The organism is Moraxella caprae DSM 19149 (assembly GCF_000426885.1).
In the GTDB taxonomy this organism is placed as follows: domain Bacteria; phylum Pseudomonadota; class Gammaproteobacteria; order Pseudomonadales; family Moraxellaceae; genus Moraxella; species Moraxella caprae.
In genome coordinates, this window is the sequence record NZ_AUGF01000010.1 from 13,779 (window position 1) to 40,298 (window position 26,520).

Annotated in this window: 33 protein-coding genes; 21 read left to right on the top strand and 12 right to left on the bottom strand. The window is 46.4% G+C overall.

The window, feature by feature from the left end:
• Positions 1 to 83 precede the first annotated feature (83 nt).
• Both K941_RS0104110 and K941_RS0104115 read right to left on the bottom strand, forming a co-directional pair.
• A complete protein-coding gene (locus tag K941_RS0104110; RefSeq protein ID WP_036387449.1) occupies positions 84 to 692 on the bottom strand; it encodes an HD domain-containing protein in 609 nt (202 codons plus the stop codon).
• Between the two features lie 55 nt (positions 693 to 747).
• Positions 748 to 1,323: a biliverdin-producing heme oxygenase gene (locus K941_RS0104115; RefSeq protein ID WP_029102609.1), complete on the bottom strand. Its 576-nt coding sequence runs from the start codon at positions 1,321 to 1,323 to the stop codon at positions 748 to 750.
• 283 nt (positions 1,324 to 1,606) lie between these two features.
• On the opposite strand from K941_RS0104115, the gene K941_RS0104120 reads away from it, so the two are divergent.
• Together K941_RS0104120 and K941_RS0104125 are read left to right on the top strand one after the other, a co-directional pair.
• Positions 1,607 to 2,056: a YbaN family protein gene (locus tag K941_RS0104120; protein WP_051225867.1), complete on the top strand. Its 450-nt coding sequence runs from the start codon at positions 1,607 to 1,609 to the stop codon at positions 2,054 to 2,056.
• Between the two features lie 73 nt (positions 2,057 to 2,129).
• Positions 2,130 to 3,935: a DUF294 nucleotidyltransferase-like domain-containing protein gene (locus K941_RS0104125; RefSeq protein ID WP_029102611.1), complete on the top strand. Its 1,806-nt coding sequence runs from the start codon at positions 2,130 to 2,132 to the stop codon at positions 3,933 to 3,935.
• A gap of 95 nt (positions 3,936 to 4,030) precedes the next feature.
• On the opposite strand, the gene K941_RS14680 is transcribed toward K941_RS0104125, so the two are convergent.
• On the bottom strand, positions 4,031 to 4,618 hold the full coding sequence (locus K941_RS14680; protein WP_084137671.1) for a hypothetical protein: 588 nt from the start codon (positions 4,616 to 4,618) through the stop codon (positions 4,031 to 4,033).
• An 8-nt stretch (positions 4,619 to 4,626) separates the two neighbouring features.
• A complete protein-coding gene (locus K941_RS16765; protein WP_084137672.1) occupies positions 4,627 to 4,788 on the bottom strand; it encodes an AsnC family protein in 162 nt (53 codons plus the stop codon).
• A 139-nt stretch (positions 4,789 to 4,927) separates the two neighbouring features.
• On the opposite strand from K941_RS16765, the gene rarD reads away from it, so the two are divergent.
• Positions 4,928 to 5,842 carry an EamA family transporter RarD gene (gene rarD / locus K941_RS14685; protein WP_051225869.1) on the top strand — a complete coding sequence of 305 codons (915 nt, stop codon included), beginning with the start codon at positions 4,928 to 4,930 and terminating at the stop codon, positions 5,840 to 5,842.
• 7 nt (positions 5,843 to 5,849) lie between these two features.
• Here rarD and argA read toward each other — a convergent pair whose 3' ends face one another.
• Positions 5,850 to 7,142, bottom strand: coding sequence for an amino-acid N-acetyltransferase (gene argA / locus K941_RS0104145; protein WP_029102613.1), 1,293 nt, complete (start codon positions 7,140 to 7,142; stop codon positions 5,850 to 5,852).
• A 243-nt stretch (positions 7,143 to 7,385) separates the two neighbouring features.
• Here argA and K941_RS17690 point away from each other — a divergent pair, with 243 nt between their 5' ends.
• Positions 7,386 to 8,120: a hypothetical protein gene (locus K941_RS17690; protein ID WP_051225870.1), complete on the top strand. Its 735-nt coding sequence runs from the start codon at positions 7,386 to 7,388 to the stop codon at positions 8,118 to 8,120.
• A gap of 257 nt (positions 8,121 to 8,377) precedes the next feature.
• Positions 8,378 to 9,655 carry a glutamate-5-semialdehyde dehydrogenase gene (locus K941_RS0104165; protein ID WP_029102616.1) on the top strand — a complete coding sequence of 426 codons (1,278 nt, stop codon included), beginning with the start codon at positions 8,378 to 8,380 and terminating at the stop codon, positions 9,653 to 9,655.
• A 36-nt stretch (positions 9,656 to 9,691) separates the two neighbouring features.
• On the opposite strand, the gene K941_RS0104170 is transcribed toward K941_RS0104165, so the two are convergent.
• The 7 genes from K941_RS0104170 to gatC form a co-directional block, all read right to left on the bottom strand.
• Positions 9,692 to 10,492, bottom strand: a complete 801-nt coding sequence (locus tag K941_RS0104170; RefSeq protein WP_029102617.1) for an SIR2 family NAD-dependent protein deacylase — start codon at positions 10,490 to 10,492, stop codon at positions 9,692 to 9,694.
• A gap of 344 nt (positions 10,493 to 10,836) precedes the next feature.
• Positions 10,837 to 11,364: a hypothetical protein gene (locus K941_RS0104175; protein ID WP_029102618.1), complete on the bottom strand. Its 528-nt coding sequence runs from the start codon at positions 11,362 to 11,364 to the stop codon at positions 10,837 to 10,839.
• A gap of 55 nt (positions 11,365 to 11,419) precedes the next feature.
• A complete protein-coding gene (gatB, locus tag K941_RS0104180) occupies positions 11,420 to 12,889 on the bottom strand; it encodes an Asp-tRNA(Asn)/Glu-tRNA(Gln) amidotransferase subunit GatB (protein ID WP_029102619.1) in 1,470 nt (489 codons plus the stop codon).
• 15 nt (positions 12,890 to 12,904) lie between these two features.
• Positions 12,905 to 13,327 carry a type II toxin-antitoxin system VapC family toxin gene (locus K941_RS0104185; RefSeq protein WP_029102620.1) on the bottom strand — a complete coding sequence of 141 codons (423 nt, stop codon included), beginning with the start codon at positions 13,325 to 13,327 and terminating at the stop codon, positions 12,905 to 12,907.
• Positions 13,324 to 13,560, bottom strand: a complete 237-nt coding sequence (locus K941_RS0104190; RefSeq protein ID WP_029102621.1) for a hypothetical protein — start codon at positions 13,558 to 13,560, stop codon at positions 13,324 to 13,326. Before K941_RS0104190 ends, K941_RS0104185 begins: the two co-directional genes overlap by 4 nt.
• Before the next feature lie 55 nt (positions 13,561 to 13,615).
• Positions 13,616 to 15,094, bottom strand: a complete 1,479-nt coding sequence (gene gatA / locus K941_RS0104195; RefSeq protein ID WP_029102622.1) for an Asp-tRNA(Asn)/Glu-tRNA(Gln) amidotransferase subunit GatA — start codon at positions 15,092 to 15,094, stop codon at positions 13,616 to 13,618.
• A 131-nt stretch (positions 15,095 to 15,225) separates the two neighbouring features.
• Positions 15,226 to 15,513, bottom strand: coding sequence for an Asp-tRNA(Asn)/Glu-tRNA(Gln) amidotransferase subunit GatC (gene gatC, locus K941_RS0104200; protein WP_029102623.1), 288 nt, complete (start codon positions 15,511 to 15,513; stop codon positions 15,226 to 15,228).
• 366 nt (positions 15,514 to 15,879) lie between these two features.
• On the opposite strand from gatC, the gene K941_RS0104205 reads away from it, so the two are divergent.
• The 16 genes from K941_RS0104205 to rpsQ all read left to right on the top strand — a co-directional run bounded on the left by K941_RS0104205 (position 15,880) and on the right by rpsQ (position 26,468).
• A complete protein-coding gene (locus K941_RS0104205) occupies positions 15,880 to 16,911 on the top strand; it encodes a rod shape-determining protein (protein WP_029102624.1) in 1,032 nt (343 codons plus the stop codon).
• Positions 16,912 to 17,209: 298 nt separating this feature from the next.
• Positions 17,210 to 18,061 carry a rod shape-determining protein MreC gene (gene mreC / locus K941_RS0104215; RefSeq protein WP_029102625.1) on the top strand — a complete coding sequence of 284 codons (852 nt, stop codon included), beginning with the start codon at positions 17,210 to 17,212 and terminating at the stop codon, positions 18,059 to 18,061.
• Between the two features lie 31 nt (positions 18,062 to 18,092).
• Positions 18,093 to 18,581, top strand: a complete 489-nt coding sequence (mreD, locus tag K941_RS0104220) for a rod shape-determining protein MreD (RefSeq protein ID WP_029102626.1) — start codon at positions 18,093 to 18,095, stop codon at positions 18,579 to 18,581.
• Positions 18,581 to 19,168: a Maf family protein gene (locus K941_RS0104225; RefSeq protein WP_036387453.1), complete on the top strand. Its 588-nt coding sequence runs from the start codon at positions 18,581 to 18,583 to the stop codon at positions 19,166 to 19,168. The genes mreD and K941_RS0104225 overlap by 1 nt, the downstream gene beginning before the upstream one ends.
• 148 nt (positions 19,169 to 19,316) lie before the next feature.
• Positions 19,317 to 20,975 (top strand): Rne/Rng family ribonuclease, encoded by a 1,659-nt coding sequence (locus tag K941_RS14690; protein WP_036387456.1) that lies wholly within the window; start codon positions 19,317 to 19,319, stop codon positions 20,973 to 20,975.
• A gap of 478 nt (positions 20,976 to 21,453) precedes the next feature.
• Positions 21,454 to 21,765, top strand: coding sequence for a 30S ribosomal protein S10 (rpsJ, locus tag K941_RS0104240; RefSeq protein WP_003656991.1), 312 nt, complete (start codon positions 21,454 to 21,456; stop codon positions 21,763 to 21,765).
• A gap of 44 nt (positions 21,766 to 21,809) precedes the next feature.
• On the top strand, positions 21,810 to 22,448 hold the full coding sequence (gene rplC / locus K941_RS0104245; protein WP_029102628.1) for a 50S ribosomal protein L3: 639 nt from the start codon (positions 21,810 to 21,812) through the stop codon (positions 22,446 to 22,448).
• 14 nt (positions 22,449 to 22,462) lie between these two features.
• Positions 22,463 to 23,065, top strand: a complete 603-nt coding sequence (gene rplD / locus K941_RS0104250) for a 50S ribosomal protein L4 (protein WP_029102629.1) — start codon at positions 22,463 to 22,465, stop codon at positions 23,063 to 23,065.
• The gene (gene rplW, locus K941_RS0104255; protein ID WP_029102630.1) at positions 23,062 to 23,391 is read left to right on the top strand and encodes a 50S ribosomal protein L23; all 330 of its coding nucleotides are present in this window, start codon (positions 23,062 to 23,064) and stop codon (positions 23,389 to 23,391) included. Before rplD ends, rplW begins: the two co-directional genes overlap by 4 nt.
• A gap of 11 nt (positions 23,392 to 23,402) precedes the next feature.
• Positions 23,403 to 24,230, top strand: coding sequence for a 50S ribosomal protein L2 (gene rplB / locus K941_RS0104260; RefSeq protein ID WP_029102631.1), 828 nt, complete (start codon positions 23,403 to 23,405; stop codon positions 24,228 to 24,230).
• A 12-nt stretch (positions 24,231 to 24,242) separates the two neighbouring features.
• Positions 24,243 to 24,518 (top strand): 30S ribosomal protein S19, encoded by a 276-nt coding sequence (gene rpsS / locus K941_RS0104265; protein ID WP_029102632.1) that lies wholly within the window; start codon positions 24,243 to 24,245, stop codon positions 24,516 to 24,518.
• 9 nt (positions 24,519 to 24,527) lie between these two features.
• A complete protein-coding gene (rplV, locus tag K941_RS0104270) occupies positions 24,528 to 24,857 on the top strand; it encodes a 50S ribosomal protein L22 (RefSeq protein ID WP_029102633.1) in 330 nt (109 codons plus the stop codon).
• Positions 24,858 to 24,859: 2 nt separating this feature from the next.
• Positions 24,860 to 25,585, top strand: a complete 726-nt coding sequence (gene rpsC / locus K941_RS0104275; protein WP_029102634.1) for a 30S ribosomal protein S3 — start codon at positions 24,860 to 24,862, stop codon at positions 25,583 to 25,585.
• 3 nt (positions 25,586 to 25,588) lie between these two features.
• Positions 25,589 to 26,002 carry a 50S ribosomal protein L16 gene (gene rplP, locus K941_RS0104280; RefSeq protein WP_029102635.1) on the top strand — a complete coding sequence of 138 codons (414 nt, stop codon included), beginning with the start codon at positions 25,589 to 25,591 and terminating at the stop codon, positions 26,000 to 26,002.
• Positions 26,002 to 26,199 (top strand): 50S ribosomal protein L29, encoded by a 198-nt coding sequence (gene rpmC, locus K941_RS0104285; RefSeq protein ID WP_029102636.1) that lies wholly within the window; start codon positions 26,002 to 26,004, stop codon positions 26,197 to 26,199. The genes rplP and rpmC overlap by 1 nt, the downstream gene beginning before the upstream one ends.
• Entirely contained in the window at positions 26,196 to 26,468 is a 273-nt protein-coding gene (rpsQ, locus tag K941_RS0104290) for a 30S ribosomal protein S17 (RefSeq protein ID WP_029102637.1), read from the top strand. Before rpmC ends, rpsQ begins: the two co-directional genes overlap by 4 nt.
• Positions 26,469 to 26,520: the final 52 nt, after the last annotated feature.

Genomic DNA, 26,520 nt, shown 5'->3' on the forward strand with positions numbered 1-26,520 from the left:
GAGTGCTATGCACACACACCATAATATAGTAGGTAAGACATTTTATTTTTTAATTATTGATAAATTGTATTTTATACAAAAAATTAATTTGTAATATTTCTCAAATTCCCTCTTGTCTGACTCTCCAACCTATCATAAAAATAATCCGTCAAATAAACCCTATCTTTTTGATAAAATCCCTTTAATACCGCCTTTCTTTTAAAATGATAAATCAGTCCATTTACCCACGCATATTCTTGCCTGATTTGATGATTATATTCATCAAATCTATCAAGATCACTTCCCAATATCGCCAAATCAATATCCAATAAATAATCCAAATCTGCCTTATCATCGCCCGTTAAAGGATTGATATGGTCTTTGGTGGCAAGAATATAACGCTCAGTAATACCAATATCTGTATCGGATAATATGCCTTGTAATTCATCTTTCATCATGACCGAACTGTCATATTCATTGGTGGGGCTTTTGGGATTATAAATTACGTCATGATAAAAAAGGGCAATGGCAACCAAATCGGGACGATATAAATTATCTTTTATTTCATCAAACCACATAAAACATTCAGATAAATGGGTGAGATTATGATAATGACGGTGGGGCTGTTGGTAGTGGGTGATGAGATTGTCAAAAAGGGTTTGATGACCGTGAGAAAATATAAACTGCCAATGAGAATTTAGATAATTTATCATATCATACACCAAAAACTAAGCCGTTTGATGAAGCAAACGACTTAGTATAGCATAATTACGCTTGAGTACCGTACACTTTACGAATCACTCGCTTAAAATAAGCAAAGGCATCATCTGCCCCTTTCATGGCAGATTGTTTATCATCATCACTTAAAGGCAAGGCATTGATTTTGGCTTTGGTGGCACGCCAATGAGGCATACGTCCGTCTGCATGGGCTGCCAGATGAGACGCACCGAATTCATCGGACAGGTCAATTTTGCCTGCTTCTTTGTATAAAATCGCCGCCCCCACGTTCGAGCCCTCCACGCAGTAAAGCCAGCCGATAGCCTCAGCGTCCGTGAATGTGGGCGTTTCGACATCTTTGCCGAAGGGTTCTACCTGTAAATCCTTCATGTCTGATTTGACACGGTCAAGGCGAGCAAGCTCTGCCAAACCCTCAATTTGACTTGCTAGTTTTGTGTCATGATAAATGGGGTTTACGGTGCTGTGAAACTCATATTGGGCTTGCAAAAATTTGCGGTAGTTGTCATGACTGGCAAAGGGCTCCATACTCATGACAAGGTTGTCCACGGCATCGTGGGTGGTGCGTGAATGCTCTTTTAGGGCTTCGGTTAGGGTAAGTTCGCTCATAAATCACCTGTGTGAAACACATGTTAAAAACATATTAAAAACCGATATAAGATAACCTATTTTTATCAATTTGTAAATAAAAAAATAATAATCATTTATGTTTACAAACATGCCTTATTTATGCTATGCTGTATCGCCCTATAAAGGTGGGTGATTTTTATTTTCAATATTTTAAATCTCGCCCTGATCGCCAAAGTGCTATAATAGGGCTTTTATGGCAAGATGAGCCTGCCTACCGTCTTGTCGATAGCAGGTACAAGCCTGCCTTGATTGTTGTATTGCCATGTCCGACCACACTGACCCTGATTATACCGACCCCGACCATACCCCATCATCACAACTGCCCAAACACGACCTGCATCAGAATGTCTTACTGCGTTGGGCGTTTTTTATCATGGGGTTTATTTTTGTGGGGCTTGGGATTTTGGGGGCGATACTACCCGGTATGCCGACCACGGTGTTTATCCTGCTGGCAGGTTACTGCTGGGCGAAAAGCTCTCGGCAGTTTCATGACTGGCTCATCAGGCACAAGATTTTTGGTAAAATGCTCATCGATTGGGAAGAGCGACGTGCCATGCCACGCTTTGCCAAATATTTGGCGTGGGGCATGATGACGGCATCCAGTGCGTTTTTGTTTTGGCGACTGCCTGCCGATAAGCTGTGGGTGGCGGTGCTGACAAGCATACTTTGTCTGGCGACCGCCATTTGGATGTATCGCTTGCCTGACGCTTAGTATGCCTGACGCCCTGTCCTGTGGTTATTTTATGCTATAATGTTTACCAACCAGAAAGCACGGATAAGCCATCATGGACAGATTTAATTTCAACTTCGCCCCCTACAACACCCTAAACCCCGCCGAACAAAAACTTTTGCAAAAACACCTGCAAATCGTCTTTTTTGACGACAACGTCCCGATTATCACTGCAGGCGAGCCGATGGACGCTCTGTATGTCGTCATCAAAGGTATGGTCAAAGAACTTGGCGATGATGGCGACGTGGTGGCTTTGTACCGCACCAATGACAGCTTTGAGGCTCGTGCTATGTTTGAGGCAACTTCCGCCCACAGCTTTATTTCTGCCGAGCAGTCTTTGGTGTATGCCATTCCTAAGTCTTTGATTTTACAATTAGTTGGCTCAAATGCCCGCTTTGGGGCATACTTTTATACGGGCATTGCCGAACGCTTTAACAGCCTTGCCCCCCAAGAAAATCAAGAAATTTCAGGACTGTTTCACGCCAAAGTCGCTGACGCTTACCACCACAGCACCCTAAGCGTTGATGGTGGGCTGACCCTTGCCGAACTTGCTCGCCTGATGCGTGATAACAAAAGCAAATCGGTGCTGGTCAATTATGACAACAAAATCGGACTGATTACCGAATCGGTATTTCGTGATGTCATCGCAGGTGGGGCAAGGACGGACGACCCGATTCACACCTATGCCAATTTTGACATTGTGGGCATTGATGGCGAAGATTTTTTGTTCAATGCCCTGCTTATGATGATGAGTCGCCGTATTCAACGCCTTGCTGTCAAGGACAATGGACGCATTGTCGGACTGCTTGAACAAATGGACATTTTGGCGTATCTGTCCAGCCACAGTCATTTGGTTGCCGAACGCCTACACCGTGCCGATACTTTGTCTGAGCTTGCTCAAATCGCCCAGCAAATGACCGATTCGGTGTCGTCCCTGCAAGCAGGCGGTATGAGTGCCCTGCAGCTTGCCAAACTCATGCAGGTGCTAAATGGGCAACTGTTTGAAAAGGCGTGGGGGCTGATTGCACCGCCTGACATGGTCGCCAAGACGTGCCTTATTGTCATGGGGTCTGAGGGGCGTGGCGAGCAGGTATTAAAAACCGACCAAGACAACGCCCTAATCGCCGATGATGATGTGGACATGACCGCCTTACATGAATATGCCGTAAAGTTCTCGGACACGCTTGCCAAGTTTGGCTATCCGCCCTGTGCAGGCGGGATTATGGTGTCCAATGCCAAATGGTGCCAGACGGTGAGCGACTTCAAACGCACGGTCGCCCATTGGTGCAAAAGTGCCGATGGCGAGAGTCTGATGGATATGGCGATATTTTTGGATGCACGGACGGTGGCAGGCAAGGCGGATTTGCTTGATGAAGTCAAACACCATCTGAACGCCCATTTGGATAAAGACGTGGGCATGCAGATGAATTTTGCACGTGCGATCATGCAGTTTGACGAACACAATCGGGGCTTTTTTGCCAAGATTTTGGGTAAGGGTGAAACACACAAAATGGACATCAAAAAAATGGGGTTATTCCCTGTGGTGCATGGCGTGCGTGCGTTGGCATTAAAGGCAAGGATAGACGAGACAAGCACTTTTGAGCGACTTCTTGCCCTAAAAAATCAAGGCGTTATCAGCGAACAACTTGCCAAAGACACGGCAGATGCGTTGGCGTATTTGATGAATTTACGCCTAAAAGCGGGGCTGTTTTATGTGCGAAATGGCGAGCCGATTAGCCCCAATCAGGTGGATACCGAGCTACTTTCTACCTTGGAGCGTGATTTGTTAAAAGATGCGTTGGCAGTGGTCAAACGCTTTAAACATGAAGTCAAATCGCAGTTTGGACTGCATAATGTGTGATGATAAATTGACACAAGCGCTCATCTAAATACAACACACAGGCAGGGCGGGCTATTATCCGTCCTAACCATGCCTTTAAAATAACATCTTTAACATCATTTTTTGGGCTGTATTACCACCGGCAACACCAAACCACGCCCGAACTCATCGGCAAAGACATAATCAAACTTATCCGCCACGACATCAGGGGTGGTCGTGATGACGAGCGTCATGTCTGCCCCATCGGTGAGCTGATGGGCGATGTATTTGCCGTCTCTTAATTGGTCTAGGATTTTGCTTAGCACTTCGGGGCTTGCCATGGCGATGACCATGCTGTGTTGGGCTTGTTTGTCCGTGATGTTATAGGCTTTGGCGTAGTTTTTGACCGCCATGCTGTCAAGGGCGAGCGGATATTCATACGTTGCCGTGTCTGCCTTAGGTGAGTCGGTGAGAATGTGGGTCTTGTCAAGGGCGATTTTGCCATCAGCGGTGGTTAGTGGCTGTACATCAGGCAAGGCGGACGGGTCGGATGTGCTAAGCTCGCTGGCAAGGGCTTGTAGGTCGTGGGGGTTCTCGGGGGTGGACGGCTTGCTCGGTTGCTCGACAGGCGACTGACTTGTGGCAGGGGCAAAGTTATGCTCGGTGGCGGATTTGTCGCAGGCACACAGGGTAAGCATGGCGACCAAAAGGGGGATGTATTTCATGATAATCCTTAGTGGTTAAAGCGGTTTGTCTTGGTGGGGTCAACTGATAGACTGCTCACGGTAGCAGGTGTTGTGCCTGTATGCTCGGCAAGGGTTTTAAGCGGTAGAGTGCGGTCGTCTTGGAGTAGGTTTAGCAGGGTTTTGTCGGTGTCATCTGTGTTTTGAGTCATGATTGGCAAGCAAAATTTTGGGTAAATTTTATCAAAACCAGTCAATATTTGCAAAAATTCGTCATGATGATAAAGTTTAAAAATTTTATCAAAAAACCTTTTATAATACATCATCTTTTACCAGCACACCAACCAAGTCATGAACCTTGTCCTACCACGCCAATTTGCCCCACCCAAAAACACCTTTGCCTTAGGCGTAATTCTTGCCATTTTGTCCAATGTCATGTTTGCGATGGTCTATGCTTATGGCAAGTGGCTACCGCCTTTGACAGGGACGGCGGTGTTTTTGTGGCGAATGGTCATGATGTGGGGGTGTTTGGTGGCACTCATCAGCGTGCTTGGCAAATGGGGATTTGTGTTGGGCGGATTGTCTCGGGTCAAGGGGATTCGGGGTTGGGTGTGGCTACTCGCCCCCACGCCAATTTTCGCCAGTCAGTTGTGGCTGTTTATCTATGCACCCCTAAACGGTCATGGCGTGGCGGTGTCTATGGGCTATTTCTTGTTTCCGCTGGTGATGGTGCTGGTTGGCTTTGTCATGGGTGAGAGACTGACTCGTTTGCAGTGGCTGGCGGTGGCGTGTGCAGGCGTGGGCGTGTGCATGGAGATTATGCGGACAGGGCAGGTCAGCTGGGCGACGTTTTGGGTGTGTTTGACTTATCCGATTTTTTATGTGATGAGACGGCGACAAAATATCCCTGCCTTGACGGGGCTGTTTGTGGATTTGAGCATCATCGCCCCCATTTGCCTTGTGGCGTTGTGTTTTCATGCGTCTGCGATGTCGGCGGTCATCGGCTCGCCCGTGATGATATTAAAAGTCATTGGCTTGGGGCTTATCAGCGTGTTATCACAACAGGCGAACCTAGAAGCCAACCGCTTATTGCCCACGTCCTTGTTTGGATTGCTTGGTTATCTTGAACCTGCATTGCTGTTTATCCTTGCCATTACGGTGCTCGGCGGGGTGTTTGAATGGCAGATGCTGACAAGTTTTGGGCTGATTTGGGTGGGGATTATTTGTTTGTTGACACAGGGTGTGGCGAAGCGGTGGGGGCGGTAACATCAGGCTAAACGTGTTTAATCAGTACCTTGGAATTTCGCCCATTTTGCCATTGTTTAAACCGCTCACAAGGTAGCTCGTTTGGGGTGGTTTCGCCAAATCCATGTTCAATAAACCAATGCAAGGTGCGTGTGGTCAGGGCAAACAGACGGGATTTGCCCCTGCGTTTGGCACTTTGTTCGGCAAATTTTAAAAGGTTCGCCCCACGCTCGCCACTGCGATAGTCGCCATGCATGGCAACGCTGGCAATCTCCACGCTCTCATCGTCTAACTCATGCATGGCGATACAGCCGATGATTTTGCCGTCTCGCTCCATAACACTAAACTCATCTATCATCTCTTCTAGGCGTTCACGACTGCGAGCAACCAAAATACCCTGCTCTTCTAGGGGGCGAATGATTGCCATGATACCGATGATGTCAAGGGCGGTGGCTTGCCTGATGTGGTCGTAGTTGCTTTGGCTTATCATCGTGCCACGCCCGTCTGTGGTGAACAGCTCGCCCAACAAGGCATCATCTTTGTCAAAGTCGATAAGCTGAACACGCCCCACACCATGCTGGCAGGCGTGAATGGCGTGCGTGAGTATGGGGGCGAGCGTGGATGTTTCGATAAGCTCGTGAGCTTCTGTGGCGGTGAGTTCTTTGATGAGCGAGCCGTGCGAGTCGGTCAGGCTTTTGTCTAAGATGATGAGTTTGTCCGCCACCAGCGATGTGGCGATGTGCGTGGCGACATCTAAGGCATCAAGATTAAACAAATCACCCGTTGCCGAAAAGCCGATGGAGTTGGCGATGACGATGTGATGATTGTCAAGGCTGTGTTTGATGGCTTTGGTGTCGATACGGCGGACTTCGCCCGTCTGCATAAAGTCCACGCCGTGACGTACGCCAAAGGGCTTGGCATTGACAAAGTTGCCTGTTACTGTACTGATTTTTGCCCCAAATAAGGGAGTGTTGGCAAGCCCTTTGGAAAACTCGCCTTGGATTTTTAGGGTGAGCTGTCCGACCACCGCCAAAATGGTCGGCATGGCAGATGTGGGGGTAACACGCACGCCATGGCAAAAAGGTGTGTCATCGGACAGTCTCGCCTGTGCTAGGGCATCATTTATCTGCACCCTTGCCCCATGCACCAGCACCAAGCGAATACCCAAACTGTGCAGTAGTGCCAAATCCTGCACCAGCGTGGCAAAGCTGTCATGGGCGAGTGATTTACCAGTCATCATGACGACAAAGGTCTTGCCCCTGTGGGTATTGATGTAGGGCAAGGAGTGGCGAAACCAGTGGATGGGGTTTGGGTGGGTCATGGCGTGCTATGATGGTGTTTTTGATGAATTTTATCATAAAATCAGCAAAACTCATCAAATTATTGTCTCATGACTTGTCTTTTGTGCCCTTTTTTATCGTGCCGTCTTTTGTTATGTCTTGCCATTTAGCCAAAATTTGGCAGAAAGTTACCATAAATAAACGCACGCTTAACGCACGCAACAGCTTTTCATGCTATCATGGGCGACATTTATTTTTACCATAGAGTTAATGAAGGAATGATTATGCCTATCCAAATGTTGCGTGGCGGTGTTGCCGTGTTGTCCTTGACCGCCTTGTCGGTTGCCGTGTCAGCCCATGCCATGCTACCCACCCCGACCGAGACCACAGAGTCAGTCCCAAACCAAGCCAGTACAGGCGAGATTAGCTATACCGCCAACCCCCAAGCCAATCGGAATACCCCAACGCTAAACACCCCAACGGCAGGCAGGGTGGTCACGGTCGCCCCGCAAAGTACCCCCATTTATAACCCATTGGGTCAAAACCCTGCCCCTGCCGTGATTCCGATGGCGGTTAGCCCCTTGCAAGCCCCTGCTCAAACCCAAGCTCCCCAACGCCAAGGCTCATCAGCAGGGATTCAAAGCGTGGTGAATGCGTTCATTGTGCAAAACATCAACGGTCAAGAAACACTAACCCCCATTAATGCCGGTACGCCCGTCAAATCAGGCGACATCTTAGAATATCAAGGTCTATTCACCAACAACAGCTCGGAGCGAGTGCGTTCGATGGACGTTACCCTAAGTATTGCCGATGGTTTGGCGTTGGTTGGTGGCATCCACCCCAGATTCCCCCATGCAACCATTGATGGCAGTCGCTTTGTCCGCTCGCCCATCCGTGCCAATGTCGGCGGACAAGTCCAAGAGTTGCCCCTGTCGGATTATAAAGCCCTAAGATGGACGCTAGAAGACATCGGTCTTGGTGGTACGAGCGTGGTTAAATACCGTGCCAAGGTAAAATAAACCACAAACAAATACATTTCTAAAACCTTAAAATGACGGCCTTGGGTCGTCATTTTTGTGTGTGTTTGTTTTTAAAAATCATGGCTTAAAAAGTGTGATGTTAAAAAATGGTTTTAAAAAGATGGTTTTTACAAGACCATTTTTAAAAGTTATGTCGTATCAGCGAGACAAAGCTGTTTTTACTGCTGTTTTGATAAAAGTTGCTTTTTATAAAAAATGCCTTTAATATAAGTCCATCACTCACATTAAGGATTGCCATGACCGACCTTAGCACCTACATGAATGACGTGGGCGTGCGTGCCAAAACCGCTTCTGCCACACTTGCCCGTGCCGACACCAAAACCAAAAACCACGCCCTAACCTGTATCAAATCGGCTCTCATCGCCCAAAAAGATGAGATTTTATCCGCCAATGAGATAGACATACAAAACGGCAAGGATAAAGGGCTAGATAGTGCCTTACTTGACCGCCTTATTATCAGTGATAAAGTGTTTAATGGTATATTAAGCTCGCTTGATGACGTGATAAATCTTGCCGACCCTATTGGCGAGATGAGCGAGATGACCTACCGTCCCAGTGGCATACAGCTTGGCAAAATGCGAGTACCGCTTGGCGTGATTGGTATGATTTATGAAAGTCGTCCCAACGTTACCATAGAAGCAGGGAGTCTTGCCATCAAATCAGGCAACGCCATTATCCTGCGTGGCGGTTCAGAAGCCTTTCACTCCAACCAAGTCCTAGCCCATGCGGTGCATATAGGTTTGGAGCAGGCAGGACTACCGACCGACTCGGTGCAAGTGCTAACCACGACCGACCGTAATGCGGTGGATAAGCTCATCGCTATGGTGGGCGTGGTGGACGTGATTATCCCACGGGGCGGGCGGGGACTGATAGAGCGTATCGCCAATAACGCCCGTGTGCCAGTCATCAAGCACCTAGACGGCAACTGCCACACTTATGTGGACAGTCTGACGGACATGGACATGGCGGTCAAGGTGTGCGTCAATGCCAAGACTTCTCGCTACTCGCCCTGTAATGTCATGGAGACTTTGCTCGTTCATGCGGACATTGCTAATACCGCCTTGCCACAGATTGCCCAAGCGATGCATGGCGTGGATGATGCCATGATATTTAGGGTGTGCGACAAATCTAAAGAGATTTTGGCAAATACTGGCGTAAACATAGAGCCTGCCACCGATGATGATTGGTACACCGAATACCTTGCCCCCATGCTGGCGGTAAAAGTCGTGGACGACCTAGACCACGCTATCGCCCATATCAATCACTACGGCTCGCACCATACGGACGTGATCATCACAAACAGCTATGAGAACAGTGGGCGATTTATCCGTGAAGTGGATTCAAGCTCGGTCATGGTCAATGCGTCTAGCCGTTTTGCGGACGGATTTGAGTATGGACTGGGGGCGGAGATTGGTATCTCAACAGACAAAATCCACGCTCGGGGTCCTGTGGGACTACATGGGCTGACTTCCCAAAAATGGGTGGTGTTTGGACATGGAGAGATTCGTTCGTGATTGAAATTTGTTGTTTTAAGGTATATTGCCAAGCAATCACTCACACAACGCCCGCCAAATCTCATCTATCCCATGTATGCCCGTCATACCAAGCCCAATCCCACCTTGGGGTGTGGCAGGTTCTCGCAGGTTAATGCGAATCAGACGTGGGGCGAACTGCTCGCCAAAGCGTCTAACCGTCGGGATTGCTGTTCCTGCTCCAATCTCGATGACAACAGGATTTTGGTGGGTTGTCAAAAACTTGTGCAGGCGGATTTCTTGTTTGTCTGTGCGATGAGATTGCCAAGCAAAATCGCCAAACATCAAGATATTAGGACGAGCCAACCCGCCACAATCAGGGCAAGTGGGTAGCTCCCCAAGCCACTCGCATTTGTCATTGTCAATCACAGGCGTTAAGTCGTCCGCCGTCCAAATTTTATCAGAGCAGGGTATGACACATTGCAAATGATGAATAGAGCCGTGGCATTCATAAATTCTGTCAGCGTCAAACCCTGCCTTGACAAATTGCCCGTCCACATTGCTGGTAAAGACAAAATAAGGCAAATCAAGGCGGTCAGCAAGTGCCAATAACTCACTAAAGCCTGCGTGGGGCGTGGTGGCTTTGTACAGTGCCAAACGGTGTCCATAAAACCCCCAAGCAAGGCGTGGATTTTGGGCGAAGGCTTGGGGGTTGGCGATGGTGGTAAAGTCCATCTGCCGTCTGCCAAGCTCGGGATAGGCTTGCCACATTCCGTTATTGCCCCGAAAATCAGGCAAGCCAGAATCCACACCCATGCCTGCTCCTGCGGTGATGAGTAGGCTATCGGCGGAGTGGATTAGGGTTTTGATGGTCGGCATTTTTCATTCTCTTTTATGGTAAAAAATTCATCAATCAACACGCCATTTTTATCCAAATACAAGCGATAATCCGCCACAGCTAAATTTTGATAAGTGATTTGACATTGCACTAAAATTAGCGGTTCTGAGTGTAATATAGTGTTGATACAATTATTATCAATTTGCCAATGTTTTGCTATTTTGTCAAATTCATAAGGAAATTCTTTTAAAAACCATTCATTATTGCTATTTTGTTTAAAGAAATGGGTTAAATGGGTGTTGGCAAGGGTTAATAATTGGGTTTGGTTTCATTTTGCAATTAAAAAAATGGTTGGTGGTAAGGTGCGTATTACGCACCAGTTTTACTACCTACTTTCTCGCACCCATAAAAAATGAATATTTTCATCTTTATCTATCCAGAATATCAGTTTGGATAATCCGTCAATCGGGTCTTGTACTTGGTCTAAAATAGAACTTCTAAATTTTTCTCGGTTTAAGTCAAAGGTGTAAATTTTATCAACTTCATTTAGTTTTTCTAGTTGCTGATTTAAGATTTGTTGTAACAAATGATGATTGTTGGTTTGATTTTCTGAACTTTGAATTTCTTGAATGGCTTCATTGATATAATTGCTTAATTTTAATGGATAACCTTCCTTAAATCTATAAAAATCAAACCAAGTGGGTGATGATTGTAAAAAGTTTTCACAAGATTTAAGAATAAGATAAATGTTGGTTTCTAAATCAAAACGATAGCAATTCATTTGGCAATAGACAATGTAGCCACTATCGTTATAATTTGTTATCTCATTGGAGCAATATATTTTTAAAAAACTTTCTGAAAGATGGAGTTCTGGTTTCTTAAAATGCTGAGAAACTTTTGTAACATCAATCATCGTTATTCCTATAAATAAAACCCCAAACACCAACCGATATTTGGGGTTTATTATCCTACCCAATCAACCTCTTCAAAAGCTCATTTACCTGAGCTGGATTTGCCTTACCACGACTGGCTTTCATGACTTGTCCGACCAGTCCATTAAAGGCTTTTTCTTTTCCGCCTTTATATTCGTCCACCATTGCTTGATTATTAGCAAGCACTTCTTTAATAATGGCTTCAATCGCCCCTGTGTCGGTTTCTTGTTTTAAGCCTTTCTCGGCGATAATCTCATCGGCAGATTTGTCGGACTCCCACAGATAGCCAAACACTTCTTTGGCGATTTTACCGCTAATGGTATTATCCAAAATGCGAGCAATCAGCCCCGCCAAGCGTTCGGCAGAGATTGGTGATTTGTCAATGGTCAGCTCGTTTTTATTGAGTGAGCCTGACAGCTCGCCCATGACCCAGTTTGCTCCGATTTTGGCGTTATTTTTGCCAATGATTTCAACCACTTGCAAGAAATAATCCGACAGCTCACGGCTACCATTTAGCACGTTGGCATCATAAGCGGTCAAGCCAAATTCATTGGCAAATCGCTCTTTACGCACGCTCGGTAGCTCTGGCATGTCGGCACGCACTTTGGCAAGCGTCTCATCAGAGATAACAACAGGCAACAGGTCGGGGTCGGGGAAGTAGCGGTAATCGTTGGCTTCTTCTTTGGTACGCATGGCACGGGTTTCGTCTTTTTCGGGGTCGTATAGGCGTGTGGCTTGCACGACTTTACCGCCGTCTTCGATGACGTCAATTTGCCGTTCAATTTCACTTTTTATAGCTCGCTCAATAAAGCGGAACGAGTTTAGGTTTTTGAGCTCACAGCGAGTGCCAAAGGGCGTGTTTAGCTTGTGTACAGACACGTTGATGTCGGCACGAAAAGAGCCTTCTGCCATAATCGCGTCCGAGATGCCAAGCCAAGTAACCAGCTCATGAATGGTCTTGACGTAAGCAACCGCTTCGCCCACCGAACGCATATCAGGCTCAGAGACGATTTCGATGAGTGGCGTACCAGCACGGTTCAAATCCACGCCCGTCATCTGCGGTACAGCGTCATGCACCGATTTGCCAGCGTCTTCTTCTAGGTGGGCTCGTGTGATACCGATACGTTTGGTGTATTCGTCTTTTTGCCCTGCGTTTACAAGGATGTCAATGTAGCCACGTCCGACAATGGGGTTTGCCATTTGCGTGATTTGATAGCCTTTGGGTAGGTCGGGGTAGAAGTAGTTTTTGCGGTCAAAGGTGTTGTATGTGCCAAGCTCGGCATTGACACCCATGCCAAATTTTAAGGCACGCTCAATCACGCCTTCATTTAACACAGGCAACGCCCCTGGAAAGCCCAAATCCACTATGGTGGCTTGGGTGTTTGGCTCTTGTCCAAAGGCGGTGGGGGCGTTTGAAAAGATTTTGCTGTCGGTGTTTAATTGGCAATGAATTTCAATACCAATCACGACTTCATAGCCGTCAATTAGGGGGGCTTGTTGGGTCATAGGGTTTCCTTGGATTTAAATCATTAAAATGGTTACGTCATCATATTGCTTGATTTTATCATCAGCCGTCATTAGGATGAACCGTTCGGTTTTGGCTTGGGCGATGAGCATTCTATCAAAAGGGTCTTTATGGATAAATGGCAAACGCCCAACTTCACTGCTGTGCGTGCCGTTTATGGTTAATTCTTGATAGTCTTCTTGCAAAAGCGTTTGATGTAATAAATCAGGGTCAATCAATTCATCATCTTTTACTTTACCGCTACTAAGTTTAATGGCAACTTCCCAAATACTGGCAGAACTAAACCATAATTCATTATTTGGATTGGTAATAATGTCTTTGGCATTTGGATTGGTAATAATGTCTTTGGCTTGCTTACTCAGTTTGGGGCTATTTTGCAATGCCCATAATAAAATGTGCGTGCCTAATAAATATCTCATACATCAAAATCCGTGATTTCAATGTCATCAAAATTATCAGGCACTTTAATATGGGATAATGCACCCAAACGGTAAGGGCGATTGTTTGGCGAAATTGGCGTATCCATTGTTTTATTTAATAAAAAATAAGGCTCGGAAATTTTTTGAAAAAACTCCGCCAAATTATCTTTGCCCACTTGGTTCATTAACTTTTGATAATAAACATCATCAAATTGTAAAGTAACAGTTTGCATGATTACTCCTTTATCATTAGCATAAGACAGTTTTGCCTTATGCTAATTTATCTGATTATTTGGCAATGCTTGATAACTCTTTATGAAACTCGGTATTCGCCTGATAAATATGAGCGGTTTTTAATAGTTCACTTTCCGCCCAATGCTTGCCAATGAGTTGCAAGCCCACAGGCAAGCCGTTCGCTTGTCCCACAGGGTGCGATAGGGCGGGCAGACCTGCCAAGTTTACGCCAATGGTATATACGTCAAGCAGATAAATGCTGGCAGGGTCAAGGCTTTCGCCCAATTTATAGGCAACCGTTGGGGCGGTGGGGCTTGCGATGATGTCGCATTTTTCAAACGCCTTTTTAAAGTCGTCCACGATAAGACGGCGAACCTTTTGGGCTTTGGTATAATAAGCGTCAAAATACCCTGCCGATAGGGCGTACGTTCCCATGATGATACGGCGTTGCACTTCTGTCCCGAAACCTTCGGAGCGTGAACGGGTGTATAGGTCATGCAAATCTTTGGGGTTTTCACAGCGATAGCCAAAAAGCACGCCGTCATAGCGAGACAGGTTTGAGCTGGCTTCGGCAGGGGCGAGCAGATAATAAGTGGCAAGCGTTACGGCAGGGTCGGTAATGTCCACTTCCACGATTTGGGCCCCCAGCTCTTCATATTTGGCTAGGGCGGTGCGAATGGATTTTTCTACTTCGTTGTCAAGACCTGCCCCAAAATACGCCTTTGCCACGCCGATTTTTTTGCCTGCTAGGGGTTTGCCGTCTGTGTCGGTTGCCAAAATGTCCGCCACATAATCTTCGGTGGGGCGGTTGATAGACGTTGCGTCTTTGGGGTCGTGTCCTGTCATCGGGGAAAGCAGGTAGGCACAGTCTAGGGCGGATTTGCCAAAAGTGCCTGCTTGGTCAAGGCTTGACGCATAAGCAATCATGCCATAGCGAGACACGCGCCCATAGGTAGGCTTAATGCCCGTGATACCACAAAAGCTCGCTGGTTGGCGAATAGAACCGCCCGTATCTGAGCCTGTCGCCACAGGCACAAAACCGCTTGCCACCGCTGCTGCTGACCCACCAGACGACCCCCCTGGCACACGAGCGGTATCCCAAGGGTTGTGTACCGCCCCAAAATACGAGCTTTCGTTGTCCGAACCCATGGCAAATTCGTCCATGTTGAGCTTGCCTAGACTGATAAATCCTGCATTGGCGACATTTTCCACCACGGTTGCGTCATAAGGCGAGACGAAATTGGATAGGATTTTTGAGCCTGCCGATGTCAGCACGCCTTTGGTGCATAGGTTGTCTTTATGAGCCATTGGCACGCCAAGCAGGGGGCGAGCGTCGCCTTCGGCACGCAGTTTGTCGGCAAGTTCGGCGTGTTTTAGGGCGTTGTCAAAATCTTTGGTGATAAAGCTGTTGATTTGCCTGTCTAGGCTATCAATGCGACTGGCAAAATGTTTGACCAGTTCTTGACTGCTAAATTGTTTGTTTTTTAAGCCGTCTGCTAATTCATGGACGGATAGGTGGTGTAGGTCTGTCATAAAATGCCTTTTTCGTGTGTCATTTTCAAGATTTTAATATTGGGTATTGTGGGGGCGAATCACATTCGCCCTATCGGTTTTTTGGGCATTGTTTAAAATACATCTTAATTTAACAATGCCAAATTTTGATATTATTCAATCACCTGTGGCACAAGATACAACCCATCTTGTACCGCAGGGGCAACCGTCTGAAAGCCGTCTCGGTCAATGTCAGTATTGGCGACATCGGCACGCAACTCGGTGCAAGCTTCGTGAATGTTGGCAAGGGGCTTGATGTCATCGGTATCGACATCGGACAAGACATTCATCATGAGAAGGATTTTGTCAAGGCTACCTGCGTAGCTTTGAGCGGTGGTGTCGTCAATGGCAAGACGAGATAGGTTAGCACAATTTTGCACATCTTGGGCGGTGATTGTCATAAATTTTCCTAAAATAACAGTTAAAATGTTAATGCTTGATAAAAGCGAATAGACTGGCTAATTTTACCATAAAGTTAATGATTTCAAAAAATTAAAATTTACTCAATTATACTCTTACGTTTATCTTAATTTTTGGTAAAATTTAGTAACTTTGGTTAAAAATCGGCAAATTTAATCGATTTTGTCAAAATTTCTTGCAAATTAGGCAAAATTTTTCATAATTCCTCATGATTTTTTTGCCATAAATCGGTATAATTTACCACAATTTTTTAACTATTTGGCATTTGGCTAATTTTTAATCATATTTTCACTCACGGATTAAGATGAGTGACGCCTTGCCACTCTTATTTTTTGGAATCATGCGTTATGAACCTGCTGGGATTTTTATCGACCAACATTGCCATTGACCTAGGTACTGCTAACACCTTGATTTATGCCCCTGGTAAGGGCATTGTGCTTGATGAGCCAACGGTGGTGGCACTGCGTTCTAACCGCACCCAAAACCCAACGGTGGCGGCGGTAGGTATCGATGCCAAGCAGATGCTTGGGCGTACCCCTGATAACATTACTGCCATTCGCCCCTTAAAAGATGGTGTGATTGCTGACTTTGAAGTTACCCAGCAGATGTTAAAGCATTTCATCAAAAAAGTAAAAGTCAAAAAATTCTTGGCTGACCCGAATGTGGTTGTGTGTGTGCCATGCAAATCCACGCTGGTAGAGCGACGTGCCATTGAAGAGGCGGTGCGTTCGGCAGGAGCGAACAGCGTGCATATCTTAGAAGAGCCGATGGCGGCAGCGATTGGAGCGGGTCTGCCTGTGCATGAAGCCAGTGGTTCGATGGTGGTGGACATCGGCGGTGGTACGACCGAGATTGCGGTGATTGCCTTGTCGGGCTGTGTGTATGCAGATTCTATTACCATCGGCGGTGATAAATTTGATGAAGCCATCATCAATCACGTCAAAAAGACCCATGGCTGTTTTATCGGTGAGACGACCGCTGAGCGTATCAAAAAAGAAGTGGGTGCGGCTGTCTTTGATGAAAAAGAAAACCTAGAAGTTGAAGTGCGTGGACGCTCGATGGCAGAAGGCGTGCCAAAGACTTTTACTGTCAATTCCAAAGAAATCCAAGAAGCACTTGCCGAGCCTGTATCAGGCATTGTTGATGCGGTCAAACTTGCCTTGGAGCAGACCCCGCCAGAGTTGTCATCGGACATCGCCGAGCATGGCGTGGTGCTGACAGGGGGTGGGGCGTTACTGCGTAACCTAGATAAGCTCATCTCCAAAGAGACAGGACTGCCTGTGTTTGTCGCCGAAGACCCATTGACCTGCGTGTCTCGTGGCGGTGGTAAGGCACTTGACTTTATTCATGATAAGTCGCTCTCGATGATTTTTGTCTAAATCCACGAAATCATGAGCTGTGTTCACGCACCGCTTTTTGTGTTTTGGGCTTGTGAAATTATTTGTTCATAAGTAGGACGTGTTGAACATTGATAACATTCTTATAGATATGGCAAAATTTGACAAATTCAACCAATTTTTGCATGAAAAATGGCTAAATCTTGTTTTTCATCGTCAAAAACTTGTCTGATAGAATAACTATCAGCCTCAAGTTTTTTCCTTGAAAAACGTGCGATTTTTCTCATTTTTCATTGCAAATACCAATATTCAACACGCCCTACATAAAAAAGGTCTGGCAATGCTCCCAAGTATATTTTCACAAAAACCTGTATTTGCACGCATGACGGTTGCGTTTTTGGTGCTTGCCTTGATTTTTATGTTGCTTGACAGCAAAAACCCCCAATGGTTTGATGGTATTCGTCGCCTAAGTCATGCATCCATGCAACCCATTTATCAGGCGTCCCTAGGGCCGTCTTATGCCATGGAATATGCCAGCCATGCCATCCACACCAAAGAAGCCTTGCGTCGTGAGAATATCCGCTTGCAAACCGAGCTACTCCAAGCCCGTGCCAAGCTCCAAACCCAAGATTATCTACTCGCCCAAAACGCCCGTCTAAAAGGCGTACTCAGCACCACGCAGTCCAGCGAACATCATCTACTGCTGGCACGCATTATCGGCACGGATTCCAATCCCCTAAAACAAGTGGTGGTGATTAACAAAGGCACCAATGATGGCGTGCAAATCGGGCAGACGGTCATCGATGAGCATGGCATCATCGGACAGGTGCTAAACGTCTACCCAAATACATCTCGCCTACTACTCATCACCGATGAACAGCAGTCGGTGGCGGTCGTGGTGGCACGCACAGGACAACGTGCGATGGTCTCGGGTGGGGGTAAGCCTGATAGCCTAAGCCTAGATTATATCTTTAAGACTGCCGATGTTAAAGTGGGCGATGAGCTTATCTCGTCAGGGCTTGGTGAGCGTTTCCCTGCGGGCTATAAAGTGGGGGAAGTCTCGGACATTGACACCACTCGCACTGATAATTTTGCCGACATTCGTGTCAATCCCGCCGCTGATTTTCTAAACAGCAGTTATGTGCTGATTTTACAGCCCAAAGATAGCCCTGCCCCAAAAAAGAACAGCTAATCACGCCATATAGGACTCATAAAGCCCACTTATGAACTCAAAACCCTTTTTAATCATCGGTATCATCATCAGCTTCGTGGTGGCATCCATGCTGAGTGTCTACCCTTTGGGGCATGACATGGCAAGTGTTCGCCCCATGTTTTTGGCGATGGTGCTTGCCTTTTGGGTGATGTATCGCTCGCCCATGATGGGGGTGTGGGTGGTATTTTTGGTGGGACTGGTCTCGGATTTGCTCTTGGGTACGCATTTGGGGCATCAGGCATTTAGTGCGGTGCTTATGGCGTTTGTCATACGGGTACTACTGCTGTATGCCAAAGAGCTTGCCCTGTCGCAGGCGTGGGTATTGGGGGCGATTGCTCTGAGCGTTTATCAGGTGTCGCTGTGGATATTGCAGGCATTTTCTCATGCTCAGTTTGTGTGGACAGGCATGGGGTCGCTCATGAGTAGCATTGTGCTGTTTCCTGTGATGTGGTATCCGCTGTACTGGATAAACCGCCAACTAAAAGAGCGAGCCTACTGATGATACCCCTTATCCTAGCGTCCACATCGCCCAGACGACATGAGTTATTGACGCAGTTGCAGATTCCCTTTACGGTCAAATCGGTGGAGATTGACGAGCGTTTTTATCCCCACGAAAGCCCCCGCGACTACATCATGCGTATGGTTAAGACCAAAGCGGGCAGGGCATGTATGGACGTGTCATCAGCTATCGTTATCACGGCAGATACCATTGGTGTGGCAGATGATGAGATTTTAACCAAACCTGCCGATAAAGCCCATGCTTTTGCCATGTGGGATAAATTATCAGGTGGTACGCACGAGATTTGGACGGCGGTGTGTGCCAGCATCGTCAAAGATGGGCAAATCATTTTTCAAAAAATCATCAAAGTTGTCACCCAAGTAGAATTCATCAAATTATCTAACAGCCACAAAGAGCAATATTGGGCAACGGGCGAACCTGCCGACAAAGCAGGGGCGTACGCCATTCAAGGCGGAGCAATGGCGTGGGTACGAGCCATCAACGGCAGTTATACCAACGTGGTGGGCTTGCCCCTTGCCGAGACGGCAGAGCTGATTGATGACTGTCTGCAAATATTGGTAGAGTGATGGCGTATTAATGACGATAAAATCAGCCCACTAGCATAGCCAAGTGACTTCCTTCTAATTTACCCAATCAGCGTTCAATCAGTCTACCAAGCCAGCTTATCTTAAACCAACTTGCCCTAACTTAATTCATCTAGCCCACACCATCTTTATGTCAAAACACGCCCTAATCAACGCCACGCCCTTTGAGACTCGCCTTGTTATCGTTGATGACGGTAAGCTTGATGAGGTGTTTATTGAGCGGGTACAGGCACGCAGTTTGGTGGGAGATGTCTATTTGGGGACGGTGGTGCGGGTACTGCCTGCCATGGGGTCTGTGTTTATTGACATCGGGCGTGAGCGTTCGGCATTTTTGCACCAAAGCGACATCATGCTACCGACTCGCCCATCATCCCAAGATGATGTTGCCACGCCCACACTCATCACGACATTGCCCATGGCTCATCAGGCAAGAGATAAAAGCCCCACGCAGTCCCAGTCTAGACCCAAGCTTAAGCCTGACAAGCCCAAACTTGACCCCAAACTTCTGCCCAAGCTCCTACCCAAAGTTGGCGAACGAATTGTCGTCCAAGTCACCAAAGATGAGTTTGGCACCAAAGGGGTGCGTGTGACCATGCACATCGCATTGGCAGGGCGGTATTTGGTCTATCTGCCCACATCGCCACAGTCGGTCGGTGTGTCTACTCGCATCGGCACAAAGGCTTATCGTACCAAGCTAAAAGCTCATTTGACGACCCTACTTAGCCAATCATCGCATGCAGGTGGGCTCATCGCTCGTAGTGCGTGCGAGCAGGCATTTGGTAATGATGAGACATGGGCAGACATGGGCGAGCGTACGCAGGCAGAGCTTGACCATCTAGGTGCATTGTGGGCGGACATCAGCCAAGTACGCACACAGGCAAGCCTGCACAAAGCCAAGCACGCCTTGCTCCACCAAGAGCTACCTTTGGCCGAGCGTGCCTTGCGTGACATTATCACTGACGATATCCAAAGCGTGTGGATTGACGATAGGGCGACTTATGAGCAGGTACGGCATGCCAGTTGCACACTCATGCCGTCCATCACATCTGCCATTTATCATCATGATAAGCTGACCCCACTGTTTGCCCAGTCTGTGCCTGATGAGCGTCGCTCGTCTACGCCTAACATTGAGACTCAGCTGACACACGCCTTGTTGCGGCATTGCCCGTTGCCATCGGGCGGTTATCTCATCATTGAGCATACCGAAGCGATGACGACCATCGATGTCAATACAGGCTCGTATGTAGGGCAGGGCAAGGCAGGCGTGGACGTGGCATATGAAACCAACAAAGAAGCGGTGACTGCCATCGCTCGTGAGTTAAAAGTGCGTAACATTGGCGGTATTATTATCCTAGATTTTATTGACATGGACAAATCCGCCCATCGGCAAACAGTGCTAGACATGCTCGCCCATGCATTAAAAGCCGACCCTGCCACGACCAACATTACTCAAATCAGCGAATTGGGCTTGGTTGAGATGACTCGTAAACGCACCAGCCCCAGTCTGTCTGATGAGCTGCGTGAGCCTTGCCCTGTCTGTCATGGCACAGGCAAAATCAAAAGCGTGCAGACGGTGGCATTTGAGATTCTAAGGTCACTCATGGGTCAGTTGGCAAACAGCACTTCTTTTAAAAGGCCTAATGTGACGATAAAAGTCAGTCAGTTGGTGGCGGACTATTTGTCATCACATCAGGATTTATTAAATTTACAAAAATTAACAAATACATCCATTCATTTATCCATAAATACATCTTATCATCAAGAGCAATATGCGATTTTGGTGGAGTAAAAATGGTTTTTTACCAATAAATCTGCCTAAAAATCAATCAATTTATTAAAATTGTAACATTTTGTGAATTTGATGAATTTTAGGGCAAAGACAGGCAAATTTAGCCACTTTTTTATCCAAAAATAAAGCATGGCTCTTGCTTTATTTGATTTTTCGTGTATAATACGCACACTTTTCTTGTTTAGCGTTGCATTTAAGCAAAAGTCTGTTTTTGACTACATTTGGCTTAGATGAGTGATTATCTTCGGATAGATTACAAGTAGTGAGTAAGGCTTGCCCCAAAGCGAATCAACGCCACAGCCGAAGCATCGATTTTGGCACTATAAACAACAGCTCTGTTGCCAGCATTCATGTCTGGCGGACAGGGATTGTATTATTTTGTCCAAAGCGGTTCTAGGACAAAATTTAATCAAAATAACATGACTGAAATCCAAGCGATGGAAGTTTTATAAAGCACTTAATTTAGGAGCTTGTTGGCATGGCTAACCAGAGAATCCGTATCCGACTAAAATCTTTCGACCATCGTCTGATTGACCAGTCGGCACAAGAGATTGTCGATACCGCAAAGCGTACAGGTGCACAAGTTTGTGGTCCTGTTCCCTTGCCGACTCGTATTGAGCGGTTCAACGTATTGACATCACCACACGTCAACAAAGACGCTCGTGACCAGTATGAAATTCGCACCCACAAACGCATGATTGACATCGTTCAACCTACTGACAAAACAGTAGACGCATTGATGAAGTTAGATTTGGCGGCCGGTGTTGATGTTCAAATCGCCCTAGGCTAAGAACAACTGGTTTAATATAAACGATTATAAGTAAGAGGTCTAAAATGGCGATTGGTTTAGTCGGTATTAAGCGTGGTATGACCCGAATCTTCACTGAGGCAGGTGCATCTATTCCTGTAACAGTGGTTGAGGTTAACGCAAACCGTATCTCACAAATCAAGACAGTAGACACTGACGGTTATGACGCAATTCAAGTCACTACAGGTGAGCGTCGTGAAAGCCGTGTAACTGCTGCACAAAAAGGACACTTCGCAAAAGCTGGCGTTGCCGCTGGCCGTGGTGTTTGGGAATTTAGAGCTGACGCAAGCGAACTTGAAGGTCGTGAAGTTGGTGGCGATATTTTGGTGGATTTATTTGAAGTTGGTCAGTTGGTTGATGTTACTGGTCAGTCTAAGGGTAAAGGCTTCCAAGGTGGCGTAAAACGCCATAATTTCCGCACTCAGGACGCCACACACGGTAACTCTGTGTCGCATCGTGTACTTGGTTCTACCGGTCAGAACCAAACACCGGGTAAAGTATTCAAAGGCAAAAAAATGCCAGGTCAAATGGGTAACAAACGTGTTACTGTTCAAGGCCTTGAAATTGTGTCTATTGATACCGAAAAAGGTGTACTGGTCATCAAAGGTGCCTTGCCTGGTGCTAATGGTGGCGATGTTATCGTACGTCCGTCAGTCAAAGCCTAGTTGAGGGGATTAACGTGAATTTAAAAACTGTTACAGGTGCGGCGGTTGAACTATCAGAAACGACATTTGGTCGTGAGTTCAATGAAGCCCTAGTACACCAAGTCGTAACTGCTTACCTAGCTGGTGCTCGTCAAGGTACTCGTGCACAAAAAACTCGTGGCGAAGTATCTGGTGGCGGTAAAAAACCATGGCGTCAAAAAGGTACTGGTCGTGCCCGTGCGGGTTCTATCCGTGGACCAATTTGGGTAGGTGGTGGTCGTGCATTTGCCGCCAAACCACAAGACTGGTCTCAAAAAGTAAACCGCAAAATGTATCGTGGTGCCATGCAATGCATCCTAGCAGAGCTTGTGCGCCAAGAGCGTTTGGTTTTGGTGGACTCTATCAGTGTTGATAGCCCAAAAACCAAAGGTTTGGTTGCTAAACTTGCCGAGCTAAATGCCCCACGCGCATTGATTGTTACTCACGAAGTTGATGAGAATCTATACTTGGCAGCTCGCAACATTCCATACGTGAATGTGCTAGGTACTCGTGAAGTTGACCCAGTTAGCTTGGTTTCTTTCGACAAAGTTATCATGACGGTTGAAGCCGCCAAGCAATTTGAGGAGACACTAGCATGAGTAACGCAAGACTATATCAAGTACTAAAAGCCCCTGTTTTTTCTGAAAAATCTCAACGTTTGGGTGATAGCCTAGGTGTTCAAGTTTTCAAAGTGGACAGCAGTGCAACCAAGCGTGAAATCAAACAAGCCGTTGAGCTTATGTTTGAAGGTGTTGAAGTTGTCAAAGTAAACACGCTAAATACCAAAGGTAAAACCAAGCGTTTTGGTCGTGTTGTTGGCAAGCGTTCAGACGTGAAAAAAGCGTATGTAACACTAAAAGCGGGTTCAGACGTACAAATCGGTGCTGGTGAAGAAGCCACTGGCGAAACAGCGACTAACGAATAAGGATCATAACCATGCCTATCGTAAAAGCAAAACCAACCTCACCAGGTCGCCGCTTTGTTGAAAAAGTTGTGCATCCACACCTTTATAAAGGTCGTCCTTATGCACCGCTTGTTGAATCAAAAGCAAAAACTGGTGGTCGTAATAACAACGGTCGTATCACTACTCGTCATATCGGTGGTGGTCACAAGCAACATTATCGTCTAATTGACTTCAAACGCAACAAAGACGGCATCATTGCAACTGTTGAGCGTATTGAATATGACCCTAACCGTACTGCACACATTGCCCTACTAAAATATGCAGACGGTGAGCGTCGTTATATCATTGCACCTAAAAAATTGGCAGTAGGTGATCAGGTTCAATCTGGTGAGGGTTCTCCTATCCGTCCAGGTAACTGCTTGCCACTTAAAAATATCCCAGTGGGTACCGTTATTCACAACATCGAACTAAAAATTGGCAAAGGTGCACAACTTGCACGTTCTGCTGGTGCAGCGGTTCAACTGCTTGGTCGTGACGGTGCTTATGTGATTGTTCGTTTACGTTCGGGTGAGACCCGTCGTATTCACGCAAATTGCCGTGCGGTTATTGGTGAAGTTTCTAACACTGAAAATAACCTAAAATCACTTGGTAAAGCAGGTGCAGCACGCTGGCGTGGCGTTCGTCCTACCGTTCGTGGTACGGCAATGAACCCGATTGATCACCCACACGGTGGTGGTGAAGGACGTAACTTTGGTAAACACCCAACCAGTCCTTGGGGTCAGAAAGCTAAGGGTCTTAAGACTCGTTCTAACAAGCGTACTGACAGTATGATTATCCGTCGCCGTCGTGCCAAGAAATAAAGGAAGAGTTTTATGCCTCGTTCGTTAAAAAAAGGCCCGTTTATTGACGCACATCTGTTTTCTAAGGTAGAAAACGCCCTAGAAACAAACAGCCGTAAGCCAATCAAAACTTGGTCTCGTCGTTCCATGATTCTACCACAAATGGTCGGTTTGACCATTTCTGTTCACAACGGTCGTACCCATGTACCTGTTATCGTGAGTGAGCAAATGGTTGGTCATAAACTTGGTGAATTCGCCCCAACCCGTTCATATCGTGGTCATGGCGTTGACAAAAAATCTAAGAGATAAGGTGCTACCATGGAAGTAACTGCAAAATTACGTGGTGCCGCCATTTCGGCACAAAAAGTAAGATTGGTTGCGGACGAAGTTCGTGGTAAATCAATCGAGCGTGCTTTAGACATTTTGACATTTAGCAACAAAAAAGGTGCTAAACTTGTTAAAAAATGCCTACAATCAGCAATTGCAAACGCTGAACACAACAATGGTCTAGACATTGACACACTGCGTGTTTCTACCATCTATGTGGATGAAGGTATTACTTTGAAGCGTATTATGCCCCGTGCCAAGGGTCGTGCTGACCGTATCAGCAAACGCACTTGCCACATCACTGTTAAAGTAGGAGCATAATCATGGGTCAAAAAGTACATCCAATTGGTATTCGTTTGGGCGTTATCAAAAAGCACAACGCTAACTGGTACGCAAATCCAAAGCAATACTCTGAATACTTGCTAAATGACTTCAAAGTGCGTGATTTTCTACGCAATAAATTAAAAGAAGCCATGGTAAGCAACATCAGCATCGAGCGTCCTACGGGTGCCGCTAAGATTACCATTCACTCAGCACGTCCTGGTGTGATTATTGGTAAACAAGGTGCTGACATTGAAGCACTTCAAAAAGACCTAACCAAGCTTATGGGCGTTCCTGCTCAGGTAAATATCCAAGAGATTACTCAGCCTGATCTAGACGCACGTTTGGTTGCTGTTGGTATTGCCAGACAGCTTGAAGGTCGTGTGATGTTCCGTCGTGCGATGAAACGTGCCGTGCAAAACAGCATGCGTGCTGGTGCTGGCGGTATCAAAGTTGAGTTGTCAGGTCGTCTAGGTGGTGCTGAGATTGCTCGTACTGAGTGGTATCGTGAAGGTCGTGTGCCACTACACACATTGCGTGCTGACATTGATTATGCAGAAGTTCGTGCAGAGACCACTTACGGTACTATAGGTGTGAAAGTTTGGATTTTCCGTGGTGAAATTCTAGACGGCATGAACAGCGTTTACAATCCAGTTGCAGAAGAGAAGACTCGTGCACCAAAACGCCGTGGTCGTACCAGCAACCGTCGCAATTCAGACAAGGGGTAAGCCATGTTACAACCAAAACGTACCAAATTCCGCAAAATGCACAAAGGTCGTAACACAGGCCTTGCCCAACGTGGTAACACCGTTGCATTTGGTGAGATTGGTCTAAAATCTATCGGTCGTGGTCGCATGACTGCTCGTCAAATTGAAGCAGCTCGTCGTACCATTACTCGTCGCATCAAGCGTGGCGGTAAAATTTGGATTCGTGTATTCCCAGACAAACCAATTACCGAAAAACCATTGGAAGTTCGTATGGGTAAAGGTAAAGGTCCAGTTGAGTACTGGGTAGCCGAAATCAAGCCGGGTAAAATGCTATACGAAATCCAAGGTGTGAGCGAAGAGCTTGCGCGTGAAGCCTTGACATTGGCTTCTGCTAAGCTACCTTTCAAAACCACCATTGTTAAACGGACGGTAATGTAATGAAAACAAGCGAATTACGTGAAAAATCAGTAGAAGAGCTGGCTACATTGCTTGACGAAAAGCAACTTGACGCATTTCGCCTACGCATGGCAAAAGCAACAGGTCAGCTAGGTAACACTCACGAAGTTAAAGCAAATCGTCGCACGATTGCAAAAATCTTGACTTTGCTTAACGAAAAACAAAGAGGCGACGCATGAGCGAGAATAACCAAACTCAAGAAGTCGGTGTTGTGACTGGTAAAGTTATCAGCAACAAAATGGACAAGTCTATCACTGTCCTTGTTGAACGCCAAATTCGTCACCCAATGTATGGCAAGCAAGTTCGTCGTTCTACTAAGCTTAAAGCTCACGATGAAAACAACGTTTGTCAAGAAGGTGATATCGTTCGTATCAAAGAAACACGTCCTATCTCAAAGACTAAAACTTGGACTTTGGTAGACGTGGTTGAAACTGCGGTAAAAATTTAAAGTTATTTGCATTAAAAGTCATTTGCTAGTATAATGAACGTCTTTATTGGCG

What these genes read in the sequence shown, in the direction of transcription:
- K941_RS0104110 (WP_036387449.1), bottom strand. Translation starts at nt 692, where the DNA reads ATGATAAATTATCTAAATTCTCATTGGCAGTTTATATTTTCTCACGGT.
- K941_RS0104115 (WP_029102609.1), bottom strand. Translation starts at nt 1,323, where the DNA reads ATGAGCGAACTTACCCTAACCGAAGCCCTAAAAGAGCATTCACGCACC.
- K941_RS0104120 (WP_051225867.1), top strand. Translation starts at nt 1,607, where the DNA reads ATGTCCGACCACACTGACCCTGATTATACCGACCCCGACCATACCCCA.
- K941_RS0104125 (WP_029102611.1), top strand. Translation starts at nt 2,130, where the DNA reads ATGGACAGATTTAATTTCAACTTCGCCCCCTACAACACCCTAAACCCC.
- K941_RS14680 (WP_084137671.1), bottom strand. Translation starts at nt 4,618, where the DNA reads ATGAAATACATCCCCCTTTTGGTCGCCATGCTTACCCTGTGTGCCTGC.
- K941_RS16765 (WP_084137672.1), bottom strand. Translation starts at nt 4,788, where the DNA reads ATGACTCAAAACACAGATGACACCGACAAAACCCTGCTAAACCTACTC.
- rarD (WP_051225869.1), top strand. Translation starts at nt 4,928, where the DNA reads ATGAACCTTGTCCTACCACGCCAATTTGCCCCACCCAAAAACACCTTT.
- argA (WP_029102613.1), bottom strand. Translation starts at nt 7,142, where the DNA reads ATGACCCACCCAAACCCCATCCACTGGTTTCGCCACTCCTTGCCCTAC.
- K941_RS17690 (WP_051225870.1), top strand. Translation starts at nt 7,386, where the DNA reads ATGCCTATCCAAATGTTGCGTGGCGGTGTTGCCGTGTTGTCCTTGACC.
- K941_RS0104165 (WP_029102616.1), top strand. Translation starts at nt 8,378, where the DNA reads ATGACCGACCTTAGCACCTACATGAATGACGTGGGCGTGCGTGCCAAA.
- K941_RS0104170 (WP_029102617.1), bottom strand. Translation starts at nt 10,492, where the DNA reads ATGCCGACCATCAAAACCCTAATCCACTCCGCCGATAGCCTACTCATC.
- K941_RS0104175 (WP_029102618.1), bottom strand. Translation starts at nt 11,364, where the DNA reads ATGATTGATGTTACAAAAGTTTCTCAGCATTTTAAGAAACCAGAACTC.
- gatB (WP_029102619.1), bottom strand. Translation starts at nt 12,889, where the DNA reads ATGACCCAACAAGCCCCCCTAATTGACGGCTATGAAGTCGTGATTGGT.
- K941_RS0104185 (WP_029102620.1), bottom strand. Translation starts at nt 13,327, where the DNA reads ATGAGATATTTATTAGGCACGCACATTTTATTATGGGCATTGCAAAAT.
- K941_RS0104190 (WP_029102621.1), bottom strand. Translation starts at nt 13,560, where the DNA reads ATGCAAACTGTTACTTTACAATTTGATGATGTTTATTATCAAAAGTTA.
- gatA (WP_029102622.1), bottom strand. Translation starts at nt 15,094, where the DNA reads ATGACAGACCTACACCACCTATCCGTCCATGAATTAGCAGACGGCTTA.
- gatC (WP_029102623.1), bottom strand. Translation starts at nt 15,513, where the DNA reads ATGACAATCACCGCCCAAGATGTGCAAAATTGTGCTAACCTATCTCGT.
- K941_RS0104205 (WP_029102624.1), top strand. Translation starts at nt 15,880, where the DNA reads ATGAACCTGCTGGGATTTTTATCGACCAACATTGCCATTGACCTAGGT.
- mreC (WP_029102625.1), top strand. Translation starts at nt 17,210, where the DNA reads ATGCTCCCAAGTATATTTTCACAAAAACCTGTATTTGCACGCATGACG.
- mreD (WP_029102626.1), top strand. Translation starts at nt 18,093, where the DNA reads ATGAACTCAAAACCCTTTTTAATCATCGGTATCATCATCAGCTTCGTG.
- K941_RS0104225 (WP_036387453.1), top strand. Translation starts at nt 18,581, where the DNA reads ATGATACCCCTTATCCTAGCGTCCACATCGCCCAGACGACATGAGTTA.
- K941_RS14690 (WP_036387456.1), top strand. Translation starts at nt 19,317, where the DNA reads ATGTCAAAACACGCCCTAATCAACGCCACGCCCTTTGAGACTCGCCTT.
- rpsJ (WP_003656991.1), top strand. Translation starts at nt 21,454, where the DNA reads ATGGCTAACCAGAGAATCCGTATCCGACTAAAATCTTTCGACCATCGT.
- rplC (WP_029102628.1), top strand. Translation starts at nt 21,810, where the DNA reads ATGGCGATTGGTTTAGTCGGTATTAAGCGTGGTATGACCCGAATCTTC.
- rplW (WP_029102630.1), top strand. Translation starts at nt 23,062, where the DNA reads ATGAGTAACGCAAGACTATATCAAGTACTAAAAGCCCCTGTTTTTTCT.
- rplB (WP_029102631.1), top strand. Translation starts at nt 23,403, where the DNA reads ATGCCTATCGTAAAAGCAAAACCAACCTCACCAGGTCGCCGCTTTGTT.
- rpsS (WP_029102632.1), top strand. Translation starts at nt 24,243, where the DNA reads ATGCCTCGTTCGTTAAAAAAAGGCCCGTTTATTGACGCACATCTGTTT.
- rplV (WP_029102633.1), top strand. Translation starts at nt 24,528, where the DNA reads ATGGAAGTAACTGCAAAATTACGTGGTGCCGCCATTTCGGCACAAAAA.
- rpsC (WP_029102634.1), top strand. Translation starts at nt 24,860, where the DNA reads ATGGGTCAAAAAGTACATCCAATTGGTATTCGTTTGGGCGTTATCAAA.
- rplP (WP_029102635.1), top strand. Translation starts at nt 25,589, where the DNA reads ATGTTACAACCAAAACGTACCAAATTCCGCAAAATGCACAAAGGTCGT.
- rpmC (WP_029102636.1), top strand. Translation starts at nt 26,002, where the DNA reads ATGAAAACAAGCGAATTACGTGAAAAATCAGTAGAAGAGCTGGCTACA.
- rpsQ (WP_029102637.1), top strand. Translation starts at nt 26,196, where the DNA reads ATGAGCGAGAATAACCAAACTCAAGAAGTCGGTGTTGTGACTGGTAAA.